General features: G+C 68.8%; 14 protein-coding genes, 1 pseudogene and 1 riboswitch. Of the genes and pseudogenes, 7 read left to right on the top strand and 8 right to left on the bottom strand.

From position 1 onward, the window contains the following. A complete protein-coding gene (locus ACF08M_RS23455; protein ID WP_392187277.1) occupies positions 1-744 on the bottom strand; it encodes an amino acid ABC transporter ATP-binding protein in 744 nt (247 codons plus the stop codon). Between the two features lie 123 nt (positions 745-867). Next, the gene (locus ACF08M_RS23450) at positions 868-1,308 is read right to left on the bottom strand and encodes a DUF6278 family protein (RefSeq protein ID WP_392187216.1); all 441 of its coding nucleotides are present in this window, start codon (positions 1,306-1,308) and stop codon (positions 868-870) included. A gap of 819 nt (positions 1,309-2,127) precedes the next feature. On the opposite strand from ACF08M_RS23450, the gene ACF08M_RS23445 reads away from it, so the two are divergent. After that, positions 2,128-3,417 carry a Cmx/CmrA family chloramphenicol efflux MFS transporter gene (locus ACF08M_RS23445; RefSeq protein ID WP_392187215.1) on the top strand — a complete coding sequence of 430 codons (1,290 nt, stop codon included), beginning with the start codon at positions 2,128-2,130 and terminating at the stop codon, positions 3,415-3,417. 166 nt (positions 3,418-3,583) lie between these two features. On the opposite strand, the gene ACF08M_RS23440 is transcribed toward ACF08M_RS23445, so the two are convergent. The 4 genes from ACF08M_RS23440 to ACF08M_RS23425 form a co-directional block, all read right to left on the bottom strand. Beyond that, positions 3,584-4,363, bottom strand: a complete 780-nt coding sequence (locus ACF08M_RS23440) for an exodeoxyribonuclease III (RefSeq protein ID WP_392187214.1) — start codon at positions 4,361-4,363, stop codon at positions 3,584-3,586. Positions 4,364-4,411: 48 nt separating this feature from the next. Beyond that, on the bottom strand, positions 4,412-5,068 hold the full coding sequence (locus ACF08M_RS23435) for an MBL fold metallo-hydrolase (RefSeq protein ID WP_392187213.1): 657 nt from the start codon (positions 5,066-5,068) through the stop codon (positions 4,412-4,414). A 13-nt stretch (positions 5,069-5,081) separates the two neighbouring features. Next, complete coding sequence (locus ACF08M_RS23430; protein ID WP_392187212.1) at positions 5,082-6,359, bottom strand: alpha/beta fold hydrolase; 1,278 nt, start codon at positions 6,357-6,359, stop codon at positions 5,082-5,084. A gap of 105 nt (positions 6,360-6,464) precedes the next feature. Beyond that, positions 6,465-6,770, bottom strand: a complete 306-nt coding sequence (locus ACF08M_RS23425) for a hypothetical protein (protein ID WP_392187211.1) — start codon at positions 6,768-6,770, stop codon at positions 6,465-6,467. On the opposite strand from ACF08M_RS23425, the pseudogene ACF08M_RS23420 reads away from it, so the two are divergent. The 5 genes and pseudogenes from ACF08M_RS23420 to argB form a co-directional block, all read left to right on the top strand. Then, positions 6,758-6,997, top strand: a pseudogene (locus ACF08M_RS23420) (IS701 family transposase); the annotation flags it as partial. The gene ACF08M_RS23425 and the pseudogene ACF08M_RS23420 sit on opposite strands and share 13 nt — an antisense overlap. A 130-nt stretch (positions 6,998-7,127) precedes the next feature. Beyond that, positions 7,128-7,961 carry an alpha/beta fold hydrolase gene (locus tag ACF08M_RS23415; RefSeq protein WP_392187210.1) on the top strand — a complete coding sequence of 278 codons (834 nt, stop codon included), beginning with the start codon at positions 7,128-7,130 and terminating at the stop codon, positions 7,959-7,961. Positions 7,962-8,580: 619 nt separating this feature from the next. Further along, positions 8,581-9,975, top strand: coding sequence for an esterase/lipase family protein (locus ACF08M_RS23410; RefSeq protein WP_392187209.1), 1,395 nt, complete (start codon positions 8,581-8,583; stop codon positions 9,973-9,975). A gap of 583 nt (positions 9,976-10,558) precedes the next feature. Beyond that, a riboswitch (cobalamin riboswitch) is annotated at positions 10,559-10,778 on the top strand. Positions 10,779-10,937: 159 nt separating this feature from the next. Further along, the gene (metE, locus tag ACF08M_RS23405) at positions 10,938-13,256 is read left to right on the top strand and encodes a 5-methyltetrahydropteroyltriglutamate--homocysteine S-methyltransferase (protein WP_392187208.1); all 2,319 of its coding nucleotides are present in this window, start codon (positions 10,938-10,940) and stop codon (positions 13,254-13,256) included. 325 nt (positions 13,257-13,581) lie between these two features. Continuing rightward, positions 13,582-14,433 (top strand): acetylglutamate kinase, encoded by an 852-nt coding sequence (argB, locus tag ACF08M_RS23400; protein ID WP_392187276.1) that lies wholly within the window; start codon positions 13,582-13,584, stop codon positions 14,431-14,433. A 345-nt stretch (positions 14,434-14,778) separates the two neighbouring features. Here argB and ACF08M_RS23395 read toward each other — a convergent pair whose 3' ends face one another. Together ACF08M_RS23395 and ACF08M_RS23390 are read right to left on the bottom strand one after the other, a co-directional pair. Continuing rightward, positions 14,779-15,339, bottom strand: a complete 561-nt coding sequence (locus ACF08M_RS23395; RefSeq protein WP_392187207.1) for a GNAT family N-acetyltransferase — start codon at positions 15,337-15,339, stop codon at positions 14,779-14,781. 44 nt (positions 15,340-15,383) lie between these two features. Continuing rightward, a complete protein-coding gene (locus tag ACF08M_RS23390; RefSeq protein ID WP_392187206.1) occupies positions 15,384-15,593 on the bottom strand; it encodes an MbtH family protein in 210 nt (69 codons plus the stop codon). 346 nt (positions 15,594-15,939) lie between these two features. Here ACF08M_RS23390 and ACF08M_RS23385 point away from each other — a divergent pair, with 346 nt between their 5' ends. Continuing rightward, complete coding sequence (locus tag ACF08M_RS23385) at positions 15,940-17,052, top strand: alpha/beta hydrolase-fold protein (RefSeq protein ID WP_392187205.1); 1,113 nt, start codon at positions 15,940-15,942, stop codon at positions 17,050-17,052. Positions 17,053-17,080 lie beyond the last annotated feature (28 nt).

Genomic DNA, 17,080 nt, shown 5'->3' with positions numbered 1-17,080 from the left:
TCAGTGCTTGAGGATCTTGGACAGGAAGTCCTTGGCACGGTCGCTCTCCGGAGCGGTGAAGAACGCCTCGGGAGTGCGGTCCTCGACGACGCGCCCGTCGGCCATGAAGACCACGCGGTTGGCGGCGGAGCGGGCGAAGCCCATCTCGTGGGTGACGACGACCATGGTCATCCCGTCCCGGGCGAGCTGCTGCATGACCTCCAGCACCTCGTTGATCATCTCCGGGTCGAGTGCCGAGGTGGGCTCGTCGAAGAGCAGCGCCTTGGGGTCCATGGCGAGGGCGCGGGCGATGGCCACCCGCTGCTGCTGGCCGCCGGAGAGCTGGGCGGGGAGCTTCTCGGCCTGCGCGGCGAGTCCGACCCGTTCCAGCAGCTCCCGGGAGCGCCGGTCGGCCTCGTCCTTCTTGCGCTTGCGAACCTTGAGCTGGGCGAGCGAGACATTGTCCAGCACGGTCTTGTGCGCGAACAGGTTGAACGACTGGAAGACCATGCCCACTTCGGCCCGTAGCTGGGCCAGTCCCTTCCCCTCCTCGGGGAGGGGCCTGCCGTCGATCGCGATCTGGCCCGACTCGATCGTCTCTAGCCGGTTGATGGTCCGGCAGAGCGTCGACTTGCCGGAGCCCGAGGGGCCGATGATCACCACCACCTCCCCGCGGCCTACGGTGAGATTGATGTCCCGCAGTACGTGCAACTGCCCGTAGAACTTGTTGACGTCCCGCAGTTCGATCAACGGATCGACGGCCATACCCTGCCCCACCCACTTGTCGCTATGTCGAGGTCAGCGCAAACTATCCAGCGCGAAAAGGGACTTCGACTTCGACACGCACAAATGGGGCATAAGGCGTCTTATCTGGTTTTAGTGAAAGCTCTACCCCTCGGCCGACTCCGAGTACACCTGCGAAAGTTCGGGGCTGCCCGTCATCGCCCAGCCCAGTCCGGCTTCGACCACATCGATCTCCCGCCCCGAAGCGAGCCGCACCACGGGCTGCCCGCTCGGCCAGATGCTCCACATCGCGCCGGAGACGTTGCGCACCAGCACCGTGCCGAGGTAGAGCCCCGCGTCATTGCCCAGCCAGGGCAGCTCCTCCGGATCTTCGCGCCAGCGCGGCGGCAACTGGTCCAGAGCCGCCAACGAGGCCGGGCTGTCGTCGAGTTCGAGTCCCCGCTGAGCCGCCCGGACGCGCAACAGCTCGCACTCGGCGAGCAATTCGGCAACCCCCTCGGGATCGACCGCCACGGCGGCCGCGAGTCCCGTCCCGCGCGTACCCTCGTGGCGCTTGCGCCAGTTGTCCAGGAAAGGGATGTTCATGATCGAATCCCCTGCGCCCCATCACTGCCGGATACGGACGCCACACGGTCGGCATCGCACCGGAAAACCGGGCCGTCGGCCCCGGCCGGCACCCGTTCACCCACGTTCACCATGACCATCTCCCACTCGACTCCCACCGGACCCCCGTCACATCAGCGCCACGAAATGCGAACATCAGCTCACCATGACACAAAACCGGCCCCGGGTCGCCGCACCTCGGGGTGTGAGCCGCGACCGGACCGGCATGGTGACCGCCGGCGGAATCCGCCTCCCGACGGCCGCAACCCGATCAAGTGAACGCGCGTTCGACTGTGTGCGCTCGGGAGCACTCACTGTCCACCGACCACACCTGTGCGGGCGATGGCGTTGAGCGTGGGCAAGAGGTCGACGGGCGCGCCGAAGTCCCTCCGGTTGCTCCAGCCGGTCCGGCTGCAAAGGGGTGGAGACGAGGAGATCCAAGCTGGTAGTTTCATGACCATGTCCAGCCCCGAGTCCGACAGAGGCTAGCCACCGGTCCGCCGGTGGCCGAACCGCTGTCGAATCGATCCCACCCGGCCGAGTACCGGTGAGAGGACCGGTTCCGCCCGGCTGCCGCCGCAGGACCACCCCGTTGTGGGCTGCACTTTCCCCGTCAGCGCCCCTGACGCACCCGTACGTGCGTGCGTGCGCGGATTCCCCGGCACCGGCGCCTGCCGCGCGTTGCCGAGTCCCGTCCATGAACACTCCGGACGTTCTTCCGCGTTGCCACCCGTCGTGATGGGCGGGCGCGGCCCACACCCCCTGCCTGGTCCATCCATCAGCCGTTCATGGGGTTCCTTCATGCCTTTTGCCGTGTACGCGCTCGGGCTCGCCGTCTTCGCCCAGGGCACATCCGAATTCATGCTTTCCGGTCTGGTCTCGGACATCGCCGCCGACCTCCACGTATCCATTCCGGCCGCTGGGCTGCTGACCTCGGCCTTCGCGATCGGAATGGTCGTCGGGGCGCCGTTGATGGCGCTCTTCAGCCGCAACTGGCCGCGCCGCCGCGCCCTGCTGTTCTTCCTCTGCGTCTTCAGCGCCGTCCATGTGGTCGGCGCGCTCACCCCCGGCTACGGGGTGCTCCTCGTGACACGCGTCGTCGGCGCGCTGGCCAATGCCGGGTTCTGGGCCGTGGCCCTGGTGACCGCGGTCTCCATGGTCGGGCCCGAGGCCCGGGCACGCGCCACGTCCGTGGTGGTCGGGGGCGTCACCATCGCCTGTGTGGCCGGGGTACCCGCCGGCGCGGCGCTGGGCGGGCAATGGGGGTGGCGGTCGGCGTTCTGGGCCGTGGCGCTCGTCTCCGTACCGGCCGTCGTCGTGATCGCCAGGGCGATTCCGGGGACGCGGCCGGAGACCGTCCCCGCACGTGCCGGCGTCGAGCTGCGGGCGCTGGCCCGCCCGCGGCTGCTGCTGACACTGCTGACGAGCGCCCTCGTACAAGGGGCGACGTTCTGCGCGTTCTCCTACCTCGAACCGCTCGCCACCCGGGTCACCGGACTCGGTGCCGGTTGGGTGCCTGTGCTGCTCGCACTGTTCGGCCTGGGCTCGTTCGTCGGGGTCACCGTCGCCGGCCGGGTCGTCGACGCGCGGCCCCTCGCCCTCACCGCGGCCGGTCTGGTCGCTCTCGCCGTCGGCTGGGCCGGGTTGGCGCTGGGCGCGGGAAGCCCGCTCGCAACGGTCGCGCTCGTCTTCGTCCAGGGAATGCTCGCGTTCGGTACGGGGACGGCGCTGATCTCGTGGGTGTTCCGGCTGGCGGCCGCCGCACCGACCCTGTCCGGCTCCTTCGCCACGTCCGCGTTCAATGTGGGCGGCGCGCTCGGCCCCTGGCTCGGCGGGCTCGCGATCGGTGCGGGGCTCGGTTTCCGCTCGCCGTTGTGGGTGAGCGCGCTGCTGATGGTCCTGGCGCTGGGCACCGCCTGGGCGTCGCTGGGGACACTCCGCGCGGCCGGCCGGCGCCGTGACCGGATTCCCGCGGTCCGACAGGAGGTGGCTGAGGCCCCGCCCGGCGCTGAACGGGCGGGGCTGTCCTGGTCACAGCAAGCAGCCAGCAAGCGGGATAAGGACATCGACCACCGTATCGGCGACCACTGACAACGACGGGCTCGTCGGCCGGGATGCCCGGCGCCCGGAAGCCGAAAGGCGCCGGTTCTGCCGTGGCGCACGGAGCCGCCACGCACGAAGCCGCGGCTGCGGCTGCGGCTGCGGCTGCGGCTGCGGCTGCGGCTGCGGCTGCGGCTGCGGCTGCGGCTCAGGGTCGTCAGACGTCGAGGTCCACGACCACCGGAGCGTGGTCGGACGCGCCCTTGCCCTTGCGCTCCTCCCGGTCCACGTAGCTGTCCTTGACCGCCGCGGCGAAGGGGGCGTTGCCGTAGACGAGGTCGATCCGCATGCCCTTGTTCTTCGGGAAGCGCAGCTCCCGGTAGTCCCAGAAGGTGTACGGGCGGTCGTACTTGAGCGGGCGGGGCATGACGTCGGACAGCCCTTCCTCGCGCAGCGCGGCGAGGGCGGCGCGCTCGGCGGGAGTGACGTGGGTGGCGCCCTCGAACAGCGCCGGATCCCAGACGTCCTCATCGGTCGGGGCCACGTTGAAGTCGCCGAGGACCGCGAACGGCTTCGGGCCCGCGGCGTCCGCGGCGACGGCCTTCTGCAGTGCCTCGAACCAGCGCAGCTTGTACGCGTAGTGCGGGTGCTCGATCTCGCGGCCGTTGGGTACGTACACCGACCAGACGCGGACCGGGCCGCATGTCGCGGAGATCGCCCGGGGCTCCTGCACGCCGTCGTACTCGGGGCCTCCGGGCAGTCCCTGGACGACCCCGGACAGACCTGCGCGGGAGACCAGCGCGACGCCGTTCCACCGGCCCGTGGCGTTGACCGCGGACTCGTAGCCGAGTTCGCGGAGCGCGTCCGCCGGGAACTGTTCGGCGGTGCACTTGGTCTCCTGGATGCACAGCACATCCGTGCCGGTGCTCTCCAGCCAGGCGAGCAGCCTCGGGAGCCGGGCGGTGATCGAATTGACGTTCCAGGTTGCGATGCGCATGTACGTAAACCTAGCCGCTCCGACTGACAGTCGCCGGACCGGCGGAGGTCACAGGCCGGTCGAGTCCCCCGGGGTCAGTCGGCCGTGGTCGGTGCCGCCGAGGCTGCCGATCTGGTGGTCGTAGATCGGGCGGGCGAGATCGGTGAGCAGCGCGTCGTGGATGTCGATGGCGCGGCGCGGCTTGACCTCACGTACGTAGTCGATGACCTCGGAGATCTTGTTCCAGGGGGCCATCACCGGGAGCATCAGGGTGTCGACCGGCCGCTCGGGGACGGTGAGCGCGTCGCCCGGGTGGAAGACCGAACCGTCCACCAGGAAGCCGATGTTGGTGATCCGCGGGATGTCCGGGTGGATCACCGCGTGCAGCTCGCCGTGCACCTGTACGTCGAAGCCCGCGACGGAGAAGGTGTCGCCGTGGCCGACGGTGTGGACGCGGCCGGGGAAAGCCGCGGACAGCCGGTCGGCGACGCTGCGCAGGGTCCAGATCTCGGCGGCCGGGTTGGCCTCCATGCCGGCGCGCAGCCGCCCCTCGTCGAAGTGGTCGGGGTGTTCGTGCGTCACCAGCAACGCGTCGGCTCCGACGGCGGCGTCCTGCTCCGAGAAGCCGCCCGGGTCGATGACGAGCGTCCGCCCGTCCTTCTCCAGACGGATGCAGGAGTGCGTCTTCTTGGTCAGTGTCACGTGCACGGGGTTCACAGCGCTCATGGCTCCCATCCTGCTACGGGCGGGGCGTCGTTTCTTCCTGAATCACGGTCTGGGCGATCGAGAACGCGGCGCTCGCGACCGGCACACCGCAGTACACGGCTGTCTGCATCAGCACCTCCTTGATCTCGTCCGGGGTGAGGCCGTTGCGCAGCGCGGCCGTGACATGCGCGGCCAGGCTCTCCAGACGTCCGGAGGCGACCAGCGCGCTGAGCGCTACGCAGCTGCGGGTACGGCGGTCCAGGCCCTCCCGGGTCCACACCTCGCCCCAGGTATAGCGCGTGACGAGATCCTGGAAGTCTCCGGTGAAGTCGTCGGAGGCGCCCAGGGCCCGGTCCACATGAGCGTCGCCCAGCACCTCGCGGCGCACCTTCATGCCGGGCTCGTACGGGTCGGCGCGTCCGGTGGTGCCGGCCTCCGGCTGCACGGTGGCGGCGGTGATCTCCGCGACGGGCAGCACGGGGGTGGAGAGCTGCGGAGTGGAGGGCGGGACGGGAATGGCCGCGAGGGTGTCCTGCCAGGCCGCGGAGAAGTGGGTGAGCAGCAGGTCGATGACGGCTGCGGGCTGCTCGACCGGGGCGAGGTGGGAGGCGCCGGGGACGAGGGCGAGCCGGGCGTCCGGTATGCCCGCGACCAGGGTGCGGGCATCACCGGGTCCGGTGACCCGGTCCTCGGCTCCGACCAGGACGAGCGTCGGGACGGTGATGCGGCCGAGTTCGCCGCGGATGTCGAAGGCGGCGAGGGCTTCGCAGGCGGCGATGTAGCAGCCGGGGTCGGTGGTGCGGACCATCTGGACGGCCCACTCGACGATGGCCGGCTGGGCGGCGGCGAAACCGGGGGTGAACCAGCGTTCCGGCGCGGAGCGGGCCATCGGCTCCAGGCCGTTGGTGCGGACGACGACACCGCGCTGACGGAATTCATCGGCGCTGCCGAACCGGGGTGAGGCGGCGACCAGGGCGAGCGAGGCGATCCGGTGCGGGTGGCGCAGCGCGAGCTCGGCGCCGATCGCGCCGCCGAGGGAGCAGCCCGCATACCCGAAGCGCTGGACGCCGAGCCCTTCGAGGGTGGCCAGCAGCCGGTCGGCGAGTTCGCTGACGGCGGAGGCCGGGTGGGCGGGGGCGCCGCCGTGGCCCGGAAGGTCGAAGCGGAGGACCCGCCAGTGCTGGATGAGCTCCGGTATCTGCCGGTCCCACATGTGCCATGAGGTACCGAGAGAGGGCCCCAGGACCAGGATCGGTGCGTCTTCCGGCCCGTCAAAGCGGTATTGCAGGGTTTCAGTCGTCGTCTCACTCACCCGTTCACGCTCCCATATCCCACGAGATCTCACGTCGCCGGGGGAACCCAGCGGTTTCCGACCTTCTCTTGGCGACGGGCCCGGGCACTGCCGGGGCCCCGGGGATCAGGTAGGTGGTTGCCCGGCGTGTACGGCGGCGGGCCCAGATGGTGCTGCTGTCCGCCCAGCGTATGGGCGTGGTGAAGATCCGGTACCCGCTCCGCGTCGTGCCATGACCAGGCCCAGGAGGAGCGCCACCGCCAGCAGCGCCGGGATGCCGATCGCCAGGGCGGTGCTGCCGCCGACCAGTGTCGTGAGGTTCTCCAGGATCAGCACGAAGAAGGCCAGCAGACCGACCAGACCCAGCCCCGGCGCGATGGTGTTCGGCCAGGCCCTCGTCCGGTGTTCGCGGTGCCGGGCGAAGAACACCACCACCGCCGCGCTGGGCTGTCGCCCGTGCCGGCGAACACGCCCGCCATCCCGCCCCGGACGGGCTGATCCCACTCACCTGCAACGAGATACAGCGCCTGTTCACGGCACTCGACGTCCGGCCCGCGCACAATGCGGCCCACCGGCTCGGCTGGTCCGCCCGGCGACGCCGCCACCAGGCCCGAGCCCAGGCCGGCTGCTGCCGCCGGCAAGCCGCGAACCAGACATGAAGATCTGTCACCCAGCACGCCGGCCAACCAGTGTGCTTCGTAGCCGGCCGCGAACTGTGAGCGATGAGTCTGCACCATCCGGAGGGTCCAAGTCATCGACAGACCCATCACAGCCTCATCCGGAGAACACATGACCACTAACCCGACTGACACCACTGCTGTCGGCTCCCTCAAGGTGCCCGGCGCACGTCTGCACTACGAAGTGCGCGGCAAGGGTCCTCTCATCGTGCTGGCCGGTGCCCCGATGGACGCCGCAGCCTTCGCCCCGCTGGCCGAGCTGCTCGCCACCGACCACACCGTGCTCACCACCGACCCACGCGGCATCAACCGCAGCAAGCTCGACGAACCCGACCAGGACTCGACACCCCAACTGCGCGCCGACGACCTGTCCCGGCTGATCACCCACGTCGACGCGGGACCGGCCATCGTCCTGGGCTCCAGCGGCGGCGCCGTCAGCGCGCTGGCCCTCGCCCGGACCCATCCTGGCCAGGTGCACACCATCGTCGCCCACGAGCCACCGCTGATCGAACTGCTGGAGGACCGAGAGCAACTGCGCACAGGAACCGAGGACCTCATCGCCACCTACCTCTCCGGCGACGTGACGGGGGCCTGGAAGAAGTTCTTCGCCCAGGCCGGCATCACGATGCCCGAGCCCGTGATTGAGCAGATGTTCGGCGGGGAGCGCGATCCGCAACAAGTGGCGGACGAGCGCCGCTGGTTCGCGCACGAGATGCGCGCCAGCACCTACTGGCAGCCTGACCCGGCAGCCCTGCGCGCGGCGACCACTCGCATCGTGGTGGGCATCGGCGAAGACTCCGCCGGACAGCTCTGCGACCGAACCTCCCGCGCGCTCGCCCAGGCGCTGGGCACCGAGCCGACGATGTTCCCCGGCGGCCACACCGGGTTCGTCGAGACCCCCGACGTCTTCGCCACCCGCCTGCGCACGGTCATACACGAGAACTGAGCTACAGGAACACGCACCGAGCGCGGTCTCAACTACGCGGTTGAGACCGCGCTCGGTGCGTACCCGGTGCGCCTCGCGAAGCAGAACAGGCTGATCGCCGAAGTGACCGACTGGAGTGCCCAGTCACAAGATCACGATCTACGGCTGGAGTATGAGCCGAGGATAACAATGTCAAATTTCTCTCATGCTCGGCGTTTCGGCCTATGCGATGGGTTCTTGCCAGCCCTCGAGGATCGCTCGAATGAAAGCCCCCTGCACTGATAGAACTGGCGATGTCATTTCATGACGTGAAGCCGGGAAGCGATGAATCGAACGCTCGTCGCATTCGGTATCGCCCTTCCGGCGTCATGATCTTAACCACTGCGCCGGTAAACTCCGCACCCCTACGGGTGGCGGAAATTCCGCAGAGCCCACTGGCATGCACACTGAATGCTTCGACTCAAGACACAGCGAAAGGTTTCCGAACATGATCCGCAGTTTGAAGACTCCGCTCCCGTCGGCAACACCGAAAAATATCACCGCCCAGCGAGGGAAGCGACTAAGTCCCGCATGGACCGTGACAGTAGCTACCACACTTTGCCTTTCGGCGACGACGGCTGTACCCGCCAGCGCACAGCCCGTGCCTGCCACCCCGGACCAGACCCAGACCCAGACCAGCGCATACGCCGACAGTTCACACCGCCCCATTGTATTCGTTCACGGTTGGAACTCGGACAAAAATGTCTGGTCCGGCATGCGGAATTATGCTAAAACGCAGGGTTACAAAGAGAGCGAACTGCATAGTTACGACTACAGCGAGATGACGAAAAGCGGTAAGGATAATCCCGGAATCGACGTCATCGCCGAGGACTTCTCCAAAGAAGCTAACAGAATTGCAAAAACATCACCGGATGGGAAGGTTGATGTCGTAGCCCACTCGATGGGAGGTCTCGTCGCACGCGCCTACATCAAGAAGTTAGGCGGAGTGGACAAGGTGAAGCATTTCGTATCCATGGGAAGCCCCCACCACGGCACAATCGTGGCCGATGTGGGGACTGGAGCATCCGACGTTGCCCGGATTGCAGCTTTCTTATGGAGGAACAATGGACTGGTAGGGCGCGCAGCAGAACTTGCCAAGAAGTGTGATCAGCAGTGCCGGGACATGGCAAGCGGGTCAAGCTTTTTGCGGTCTCTCAACTCGGGTGACGAGGCACCGCAGGGGATTGACGGGTACCCCCGATACACAACCTTCCGCTCAAATGTAGACGACGAGCCGGCAATCCACACGAACTCCAGAAACGGAGGACTGCCTCAGATCGGCCTGTGTGACGGTGTCGTATTCGGAATTACCGCACAGGGGAGCTGGGCATACGAAGGGAATGGTCCGAATGTACGGGGTGGAAAGACTTCTACCCTCCGGGGGGCGGATAACGTGGTCACGACATGCCTGTCGCATGACGGCTACTATAGCGATCCATGGACGCAAGAAAAAGCCCTGGACGCGCTCACCGAAACCACCAACGGGGAAAAAGACAAGCATGCGCCCAAGATGCGAAACAGGACGGAGTGCAACGAACTATCTCGGACCAATAGTGGCGATAACTGGGTTCAAGCATGGCTGCAGTCCTGCCTGGAAGTCAGCCCCGAAAAAGAGGTTACCCCGGTCCTCCGGATCCGCGGATGCGGGCACTATCGGCAGCCTTTCGGAATCACCTTTTGGTATTACACACCGCAAGGGTACGGAGATAACGTGCAATGCGTTATGACTCGCCAAGATCTCTCGCTCAGCCGAAAGGAAAGCAAGAATAGGAATGAGCCTGGCAGCCATGAGGCGGCCTTCGCCACCCGAGCCGGCGAGGTCAGAGTTGCCAATCTCTCCCTCCAGGGGGCAGGAAATTATCAACTCTACAGCGCGAACCGGTACAATCCCCACAGCGCTCCTCAAGTGAGCGTGAAAATCCAGACGTGGAATGATCGTGACAACTATGCGGCCCTGAATCCCCCTGTCGAGGGGCCGAGCGTAACAGTCCGCTAACCTCGCTGTTCCGCTTGAGCGGCGTCCGGGTCTTGGGCGGGAACACGAAAGTGCCTTCCGAGTTGGGACGATGAACCTTGCCGAGGGGGTTCTGTCGGTCCAAGCGGAGGGCACTTTCTGCATGCAGGTAACGGTTCCCGTCCCAAGCACGTCTCCACCGACGGTTCGGGGGTGATCGGGCACACGGGCGCACGTTTGCCGGCAGATCTTGCCGATGCCACTAATGTGACCACCGCCTGCTCCACTGCGCTCAGGCCGCTGCGACCGCGTGGCACCGGGCACGATCCAGGTCGGCGCCGGGGCCGCCGAACCGACCGGCATGGTCCCCTCCGCCTGCGGATCTCGGCGACCTGGCCCTGGAGACATGCCGCGCGATCGCGGATCAAGAGCGCCCCCGAAAGCATTACAGGGAGGGCGGAACGCAGGGCGCGTCGTCAGTACCGCGCGCCGGCGCAGCCAACCTCACGCAGGAGCCTCACCGTTGCTCCGGTGCACGGTGGAGGCGGGGTTGCCGGGCAGGTCCCGTGTCACATGTCACGTTCCGGGATGTGAAGAGCGGTGCCCCGGGAACAGCCCAGCCTCTAGTCTGGCCGGTGCAACTGGTTCGCCCTGTCCGCCAGGCAGGCGCGTCGTAAGAGGGAACCCGGTGGGAATCCGGGACTGCCCCGCAGCGGTGAGTGGGAACAACCGCCGTCATACGCACTGGATCCGGGCCTCGGATCTGGGAAGCGACGGCCAGTAGGTGTCCGCCTCGGCGGACGTGCCCTCGAGTCCGAAGACCTGCCCGTTGTCCGCACGTGACCGATCGCGTGCGGATATCCCGGTGACCTCGTGGGCGGGTCGGCGTACATACCAGACGGACGAGCACCCCCGAGGTGCGACCGATCCGTCCGGTTCGTCACCCTTCGCGCCCGTGTCCCGTCTCCGGGATCTCAAGGAGTCATCTCGCGAAGGAGATTTCCGTGACAGCGAAGCCCGCAGCCGCGGCAGCACGGGCCACCGTGTACGGCTACCCCCGCCAGGGCCCGAACCGGGAACTGAAGAAGGCCGTCGAGGGATACTGGAAGGGCCGGGTCATCGCCGACGCCCTCCGCGAAACGGCGGCCGGTCTGCGCCGGTCCAACTGGCAGCAGCTGGCGGATGCCGGTGTCCACGAGGTGCCCACCGGCGACTTCTCTTATTACGACCATGTCCTGGACACCAGTGTCATGGTCGGCGCCGTCCCCCGGCGGCATCGTGAGACGGTCAGCGCCGACGCACTCGACGGCTACTTCGCGATGGCCCGCGGCACCCAGGATGTGGCGCCGCTGGAGATGACCAAGTGGTTCGACACCAACTACCACTACCTCGTCCCCGAGCTCGGCCCGGACACCGTCTTCACCGCCGACTCCGTCAAGCAGGTCACCGAGCTGAAGGAAGCCCTCGCGCTCGGACACACCGCCCGTCCTGTGCTGGTCGGCCCCGTCACCTACCTCCTGCTCGCCAAACCCGCCCCCGGGGTGGCGGCCGGCTTCGAACCGCTCACCCTGCTGGACCGGCTGCTGCCGGTCTACGCGGAGGTACTCGCCGATCTGCGTGCGGCCGGCGCGGAATGGGTCCAACTCGACGAGCCCGCGCTGGTCCAGGACCGCTCCCCGGCCGAGCTGGACGCCGCTGCCCGCGCCTACCGTGGACTCGGCGATCTGACCGACCGGCCCAGGCTGCTCGTGGCCTCCTACTTCGACCGGCTCGGCGAGGCGCTCCCCGTACTGGCGAAGGCCCCGGTGGACGGCTTGGCGCTGGACTTCACCGACGCCGCGGCCGCCAACCTCGAAGACCTCGCCGCCGTCGGCGGGCTGCCCGGCAAACGGCTCGTCGCGGGCGTCGTCAACGGCCGCAATATCTGGATCAACGACTACGAGAAGTCGCTGGCCACCCTCGCCACTCTCCTCGGCCTCGCCGACCGGGTCGACGTGGCCGCCTCCTGCTCCCTGCTGCACGTCCCCCTCGACACAGCGCCCGAAAGGGACATCGACCCTCGGATCCTTCGCTGGCTCGCCTTCGCCGAGCAGAAGACCGCGGAGGTCGTCACGCTGGCGAAGGGACTGGCCCAGGGCACTGGCGCCGTCGCCGCGGAGATCGCCGCCAACCGCGCCGACCTCGCCTCCCGCGCGAACTCCCCGATCACCCACGACCCCGCCGTACGGGCCAGGACCGCGGCCATCACCGACACCGACGGCCGTCGCTCCCAGCCGTACACCCGGCGTGCCGCCGCCCAGCGTGCCCACCTCGGGCTGCCGCTGCTGCCGACGACCACCATCGGCTCGTTCCCGCAGACCGATGAGCTGCGCGCGGCCCGCGCCGACCTGCGCGCGGGCCGGATCGACACGGCCGGTTACGAAGAGCGGATCAAGGCCGAAATCGGCGAGGTCATCTCCTTCCAGGAGAAGACCGGCATCGATGTCCTGGTACACGGCGAGCCCGAACGCAACGACATGGTGCAGTACTTCGCCGAACAGCTCACCGGTTACCTCGCCACTCAGCACGGCTGGGTCCAGTCCTACGGCACCCGCTACGTCCGCCCGCCGGTCCTGGCCGGCGACATCTCCCGCCCCGCCGCGATGACGGTGCGCTGGACCTCATACGCCCAGTCGCTCACCGACCGTCCGGTCAAGGGCATGCTGACCGGACCCGTCACCATGCTGGCCTGGTCCTTCGTCCGCGACGACCAGCCGCTCGGCGACACCGCCCGACAGGTCGCCCTCGCCCTGCGCGACGAGGTCGACGACCTGGAGAGCGCGGGGGCTTCAATCATCCAGGTCGACGAACCCGCCCTGCGCGAGACCCTGCCCCTGCGCGCGGCGGGCCACCCCGCGTACCTGGAATGGGCCACCGAGTCGTTCCGTCTCACCACCAGCGGCGTGCGACCGGATACCCAGATCCACACCCACATGTGCTACGCCGAGTTCGGCGACATCGTCCAGGCCATCGACGACCTCGACGCCGACGTCATCAGCCTGGAGGCCGCCCGCTCCCACATGCAGGTGGCCCGCGAACTCGCCGCTCACGGCTACCCGCGCGAAACGGGCCCCGGCCTGTACGACATCCACTCCCCCCGCGTGCCCGACGCGGACGAGGCTGCCGCACTCCTTCGCAAGGGGCTGAAGGCCATTCCCGCCGAACGGCTGTGGGTCAACCCCGACTGCGGCCTGAAGACCCGCGGCTGGCCCGAGACCAGGGCGTCCCTGGAGAACCTGGTCACCGCGGCCCGCACGGTCCGCGGTGAACTGCCCGCGTCCTGACCCGCAAGCGCCCGAAGGGCCGGGGCACCTGCGCGTGCCCCGGCCCCGGCGCGGGCCGGCCCGGCACTGCTCGGCCCGCCCGGTTGGCAACTCCACGCACAGGCACACCGCGCGCCTCCGCACAAGCTCCGGGAGACAGGCCGATCCACACCAGGGTTGTCATTATTTAGGTTAGGCTAAGCTAAGAAAATCTCGGCAGTCCGCACCCGTCGGTTCGTATGCCGTCGGGGAACGGCGGGCACGGTTCGTGAACGAGGCGGGGGCAGACGTGAGACCGGTCGTCACAGAGCGCGCGGAGGCGGATCCGTCCACCGGGTCACTTCCCCTGCCGGAAGAACTGCGGGACCGCGCGGTCGTCGTCAAGTTCGGTGGCAACGCCATGGTGGACGCGAGCCTGCAACGGACGTTCGCCCGGGACATCGTGGAGCTGTGGCACACCGGCCTGCGCCCGGTCGTCGTACACGGGGGCGGGCCGCAGATCAGCGCGATGCTCGACCGCCTCGGCCTGGAATCCCGCTTCGAGGCGGGCCTGCGGGTGACCACGCCGGAGACCATGGAGGTGGTGCGCATGGTGCTGAGCGGCCGGGTCCAGCGGGAGCTGGTCGGCCACATCAACGCCCATGGGCCCTTCGCCGTGGGCATGACGGGCGAGGACGCACACACCATGACGGCGGTGCGACGACCGGCCCTGGTGGACGGCCGACCGGTGGATATCGGCCTCGTGGGCGACATCGTGGACGTGAACCCGGGCATGGTGCGCACGCTCCTGGAGCAGGGGCACGTCCCGGTGGTCTCCCCCGTGGCACGCGGTGAGGACGGACAGATCTACAACGTCAACGCCGATCTCGCGGCGTCGGCCCTGGCCGTGGCCCTCGATGCCGAGCGGCTGGTGATGCTCACCGATGTGGAGGGGCTGTACGCGAACTGGCCGCAGAGCACCGAGGTGATCGAGCGCCTGACCGCCGATGCGCTGGGCAGGCTGCTGCCGGGGCTGGCGAGTGGGATGCTGCCGAAGATGGAAGGCTGCCTGCGGGCCGTCCGCGGCGGCGTGCGCAGGGCACACGTGCTCGACGGCCGCGTGCCGCACGCGGTGCTGCGAGGCGTCCTCGGCGAGACCGGCCCCGGCACCACCGTGGTTCCCGACAACAGCCCGGACCACAACGGGAGAAGCACGTGACCGCCGCGGACGGTGCGCCACTCACGCACCGCCGACGGGCACCTGCGGCGCCCCGCCCCTGACACCGATGCGGGGCGGGAGCCGCACGATGTGAGGCGATCTCGGGCGTACGTTCACGGACTGCACCTTCAGGATCGCCACCAACACGCTCGGCCGCCCCGCCGCGGCCGTCCACCGCCTCAGAGCCTGTCGGGTGACCTCTGATCGGGCGGTCACGCCCTGGCACGCACGCTTCCCGCGTTGCCGAAATGCCCAAGTAGCTCCGCTACAAGGACATCCCGGCGCCTTGGAATCGCACGCACCAGACCGCGTCCGCTACCCGATCGAAGGTCACCCGACAGGCTCTCAGCAGGCAGGACCCGGCGCACCCGCGCAGGCCGGCGGCCACAAGGCCCTGGCGAGGATCCGCGCGTCGCGCCGGGGGTCCAGGGACTCCGCCCAGGACGAAGGCGCCAGACGCGCGGTCGTGGGCGCGAACCCGTACCGAAGGAACAGGCCGCCACCGCCGGTCGTCGCCGTGAACAGGGCATCGAGCGACTGGGCGCGCGCCAAGGCCAGTACGGCGTGCAGGAGTCCGGCTCCCACCCCGCACCCCTGCTTGTGGGCGGCCACACAGAAGTTGTACAGCACGCCCACGGGTCCGCAGCCCTCCCCGGAACGGGCCGGGTACACACGCAGGCCGACGCAGCCTTCGAGGGAGCCTCCGGGTGCCTGCGTCACGAGGAAGTCGGCCGCGCGGGTGGCGTAGAGGGAGGCGGGCCGCTCCCGCAGCGCCCCCGAGTGCACGAAAGGCCGGGAGAGTTCGGCGAGTGCGGCAGCGTCCTCCTCGCGGGCGGAGCGCACGGAGGACGTCCATGCGGGGCGTGCATGCGACAGCGGGGCAGGACGCGGCGTAGCCGTGGTCAAGACTTTCCTTCCCGCCCCCTGGCGGGGCGGTTCGCCGTGCGCGGTCAGTCGGAGGATGCCGCGAGGGATCGGGGGCGCAGGTCGGTCCAGCGGGCCTCGACGAAGTCCAGGCATGCCTCCCGGGTGTTCTCACCGAGGACGACCGTCCATCCCCCCGGGACCTCGGCGAAGGACGGCCAGAGCGAGTGCTGTCCCTCGTGGTTCACCAGGACCAGGAAGCGGCCTTCGGGGTCGTCGAAAGGGTTGGTGCTCATGTTCAGTGTCTCCTGGAGTTCAACAGGCCTGCTACAGCGGCACGGTGAATATGCGTCAGATCGCTGGTGCAGATGGGGCGGTGGGCAGGTCACAACGGCGGGGGGATAGTTGATGGGGTCGGATAAGGGGACATCGTGGGCCCATTCGGGAAGCGAATCGGAGAGAGAAGGAGAGAATATATTAGGTTAGGCTCACCTAATACACGATGAGCCTAACCTCTCCCCTTCCCTCTCACAAGGAGATGTTCATGCGCCCGGCGATCGAACGGGTTCCCACCGAGGACGGCACGAACGCGCCCCCGGTCACGCGCTTCCAGGGGACGGTCAGCCCCCTCACCGGCCGGTCATGACCGGTCCCGGCTCCGGCCTCGCGGCCCACGAGGAGAACGTCTTCGCCGCGTTCGGGCTGCCCGGCGAACCCGGCACCGAAGCGTTCTGGGCGTCGGCGCGGACGCCCGCGTCGGCACCTGCCGGCAACGGTGACTGGCTGACCCTCTTCCTCTGGCGCGGGTCTCCGGCCCGTATCGGCTTCGAGAGCTGGTCACCGCCGATTCCCCTGCGCCGATGGGCCGACTCGGACTGTTGGTACGCCGAAGTGCGGATGCCCGCGCGACTGCGGGTGACCTACCAACTCCTCGTGGGCGACGCAGCCTACGCCGACCCGTTCAACCCGGCCGGTGCCGGCGGTGACCGGTCCATCGCCACGACTCCGGACGCCCCGGCCCAGCCGCACTGGCCCGCCCTCGGCGCCGACGACGTCCTGCCCCTTCCCCGCACCCGGCTCCGCTGGGCCGGTGAACGGCTCGGCGGACGGCGCACCGTGCGCATTCACCCGGCGGGCGGCGGCGGACCGGTGGTCCTGCTGCTCGACGGGGACGACTGGCTGCACCTGCACCCGGCCATGACCGCGTTCGACTCGGCCGTCGCCGCCGGTGAGATGCCTCCCGTCACCCTCGTCTTCCTGCCGGCCAAGGACCGGCAGGCCGAGTTCGGGTGCAGGCCCGAACTGTGGGAGGGCGTTCGGGACGAACTGCTGCCGCTGGTCGCGGAGTCCGGCGTGCCGGCCGACGTGGACCGGCTGGTGGTCGCCGGGCAGAGTCTGGGCGGGCTGAGCGCGATGTACGCGGCGCTGGAGTTCCCGGACCTGGTCTCGCGGGTCGCTCTCCAGTCGGCGTCGTTCTGGTGGGCACCCGGCGCCATGGACCTGGCGGACCCGCTGGGCGGCCCGGTCGGCGGCGCCATCGCCGCGCGCCTGCGCCGGAACCCCGACCTGTCCGGTCTGCGGTGCGCGTTCGACGTGGGGGAACACGAGACGCGGATGCTGCCCCACTGCGAGCTGGCCGAGGACCTGACCCAACAGGCCGGCGCGACGGTGCGGGTGTCCCGGTCTGCTTCGGACCACGACCGGGCAGGCTGGCGGCACGCCCTGCTCAGGGATGTCGCCTGGGCTCTCCACTGAGCGGTTCCGGGAACGTGTTCGGGCACGT

It is taken from the genome of Streptomyces sp. NPDC015032, assembly GCF_043080425.1.
Taxonomy (GTDB): Bacteria; Actinomycetota; Actinomycetes; order Streptomycetales; family Streptomycetaceae; genus Streptomyces.
The sequence above is the reverse complement of the archived record's forward strand: the minus strand, read 5'-3'. Positions and strand labels throughout refer to the sequence as shown.

Coding starts and splice junctions, on each gene's coding strand:
- ACF08M_RS23440 (WP_392187214.1), bottom strand. CDS start 4,363: ATGCGCATCGCAACCTGGAACGTCAATTCGATCACCGCCCGGCTCCCG.
- ACF08M_RS23435 (WP_392187213.1), bottom strand. CDS start 5,068: ATGAGCGCTGTGAACCCCGTGCACGTGACACTGACCAAGAAGACGCAC.
- ACF08M_RS23445 (WP_392187215.1), top strand. CDS start 2,128: ATGCCTTTTGCCGTGTACGCGCTCGGGCTCGCCGTCTTCGCCCAGGGC.
- ACF08M_RS23450 (WP_392187216.1), bottom strand. CDS start 1,308: ATGAACATCCCTTTCCTGGACAACTGGCGCAAGCGCCACGAGGGTACG.
- ACF08M_RS23415 (WP_392187210.1), top strand. CDS start 7,128: ATGACCACTAACCCGACTGACACCACTGCTGTCGGCTCCCTCAAGGTG.
- ACF08M_RS23385 (WP_392187205.1), top strand. CDS start 15,940: ATGACCGGTCCCGGCTCCGGCCTCGCGGCCCACGAGGAGAACGTCTTC.
- ACF08M_RS23455 (WP_392187277.1), bottom strand. CDS start 744: ATGGCCGTCGATCCGTTGATCGAACTGCGGGACGTCAACAAGTTCTAC.
- ACF08M_RS23390 (WP_392187206.1), bottom strand. CDS start 15,593: ATGAGCACCAACCCTTTCGACGACCCCGAAGGCCGCTTCCTGGTCCTG.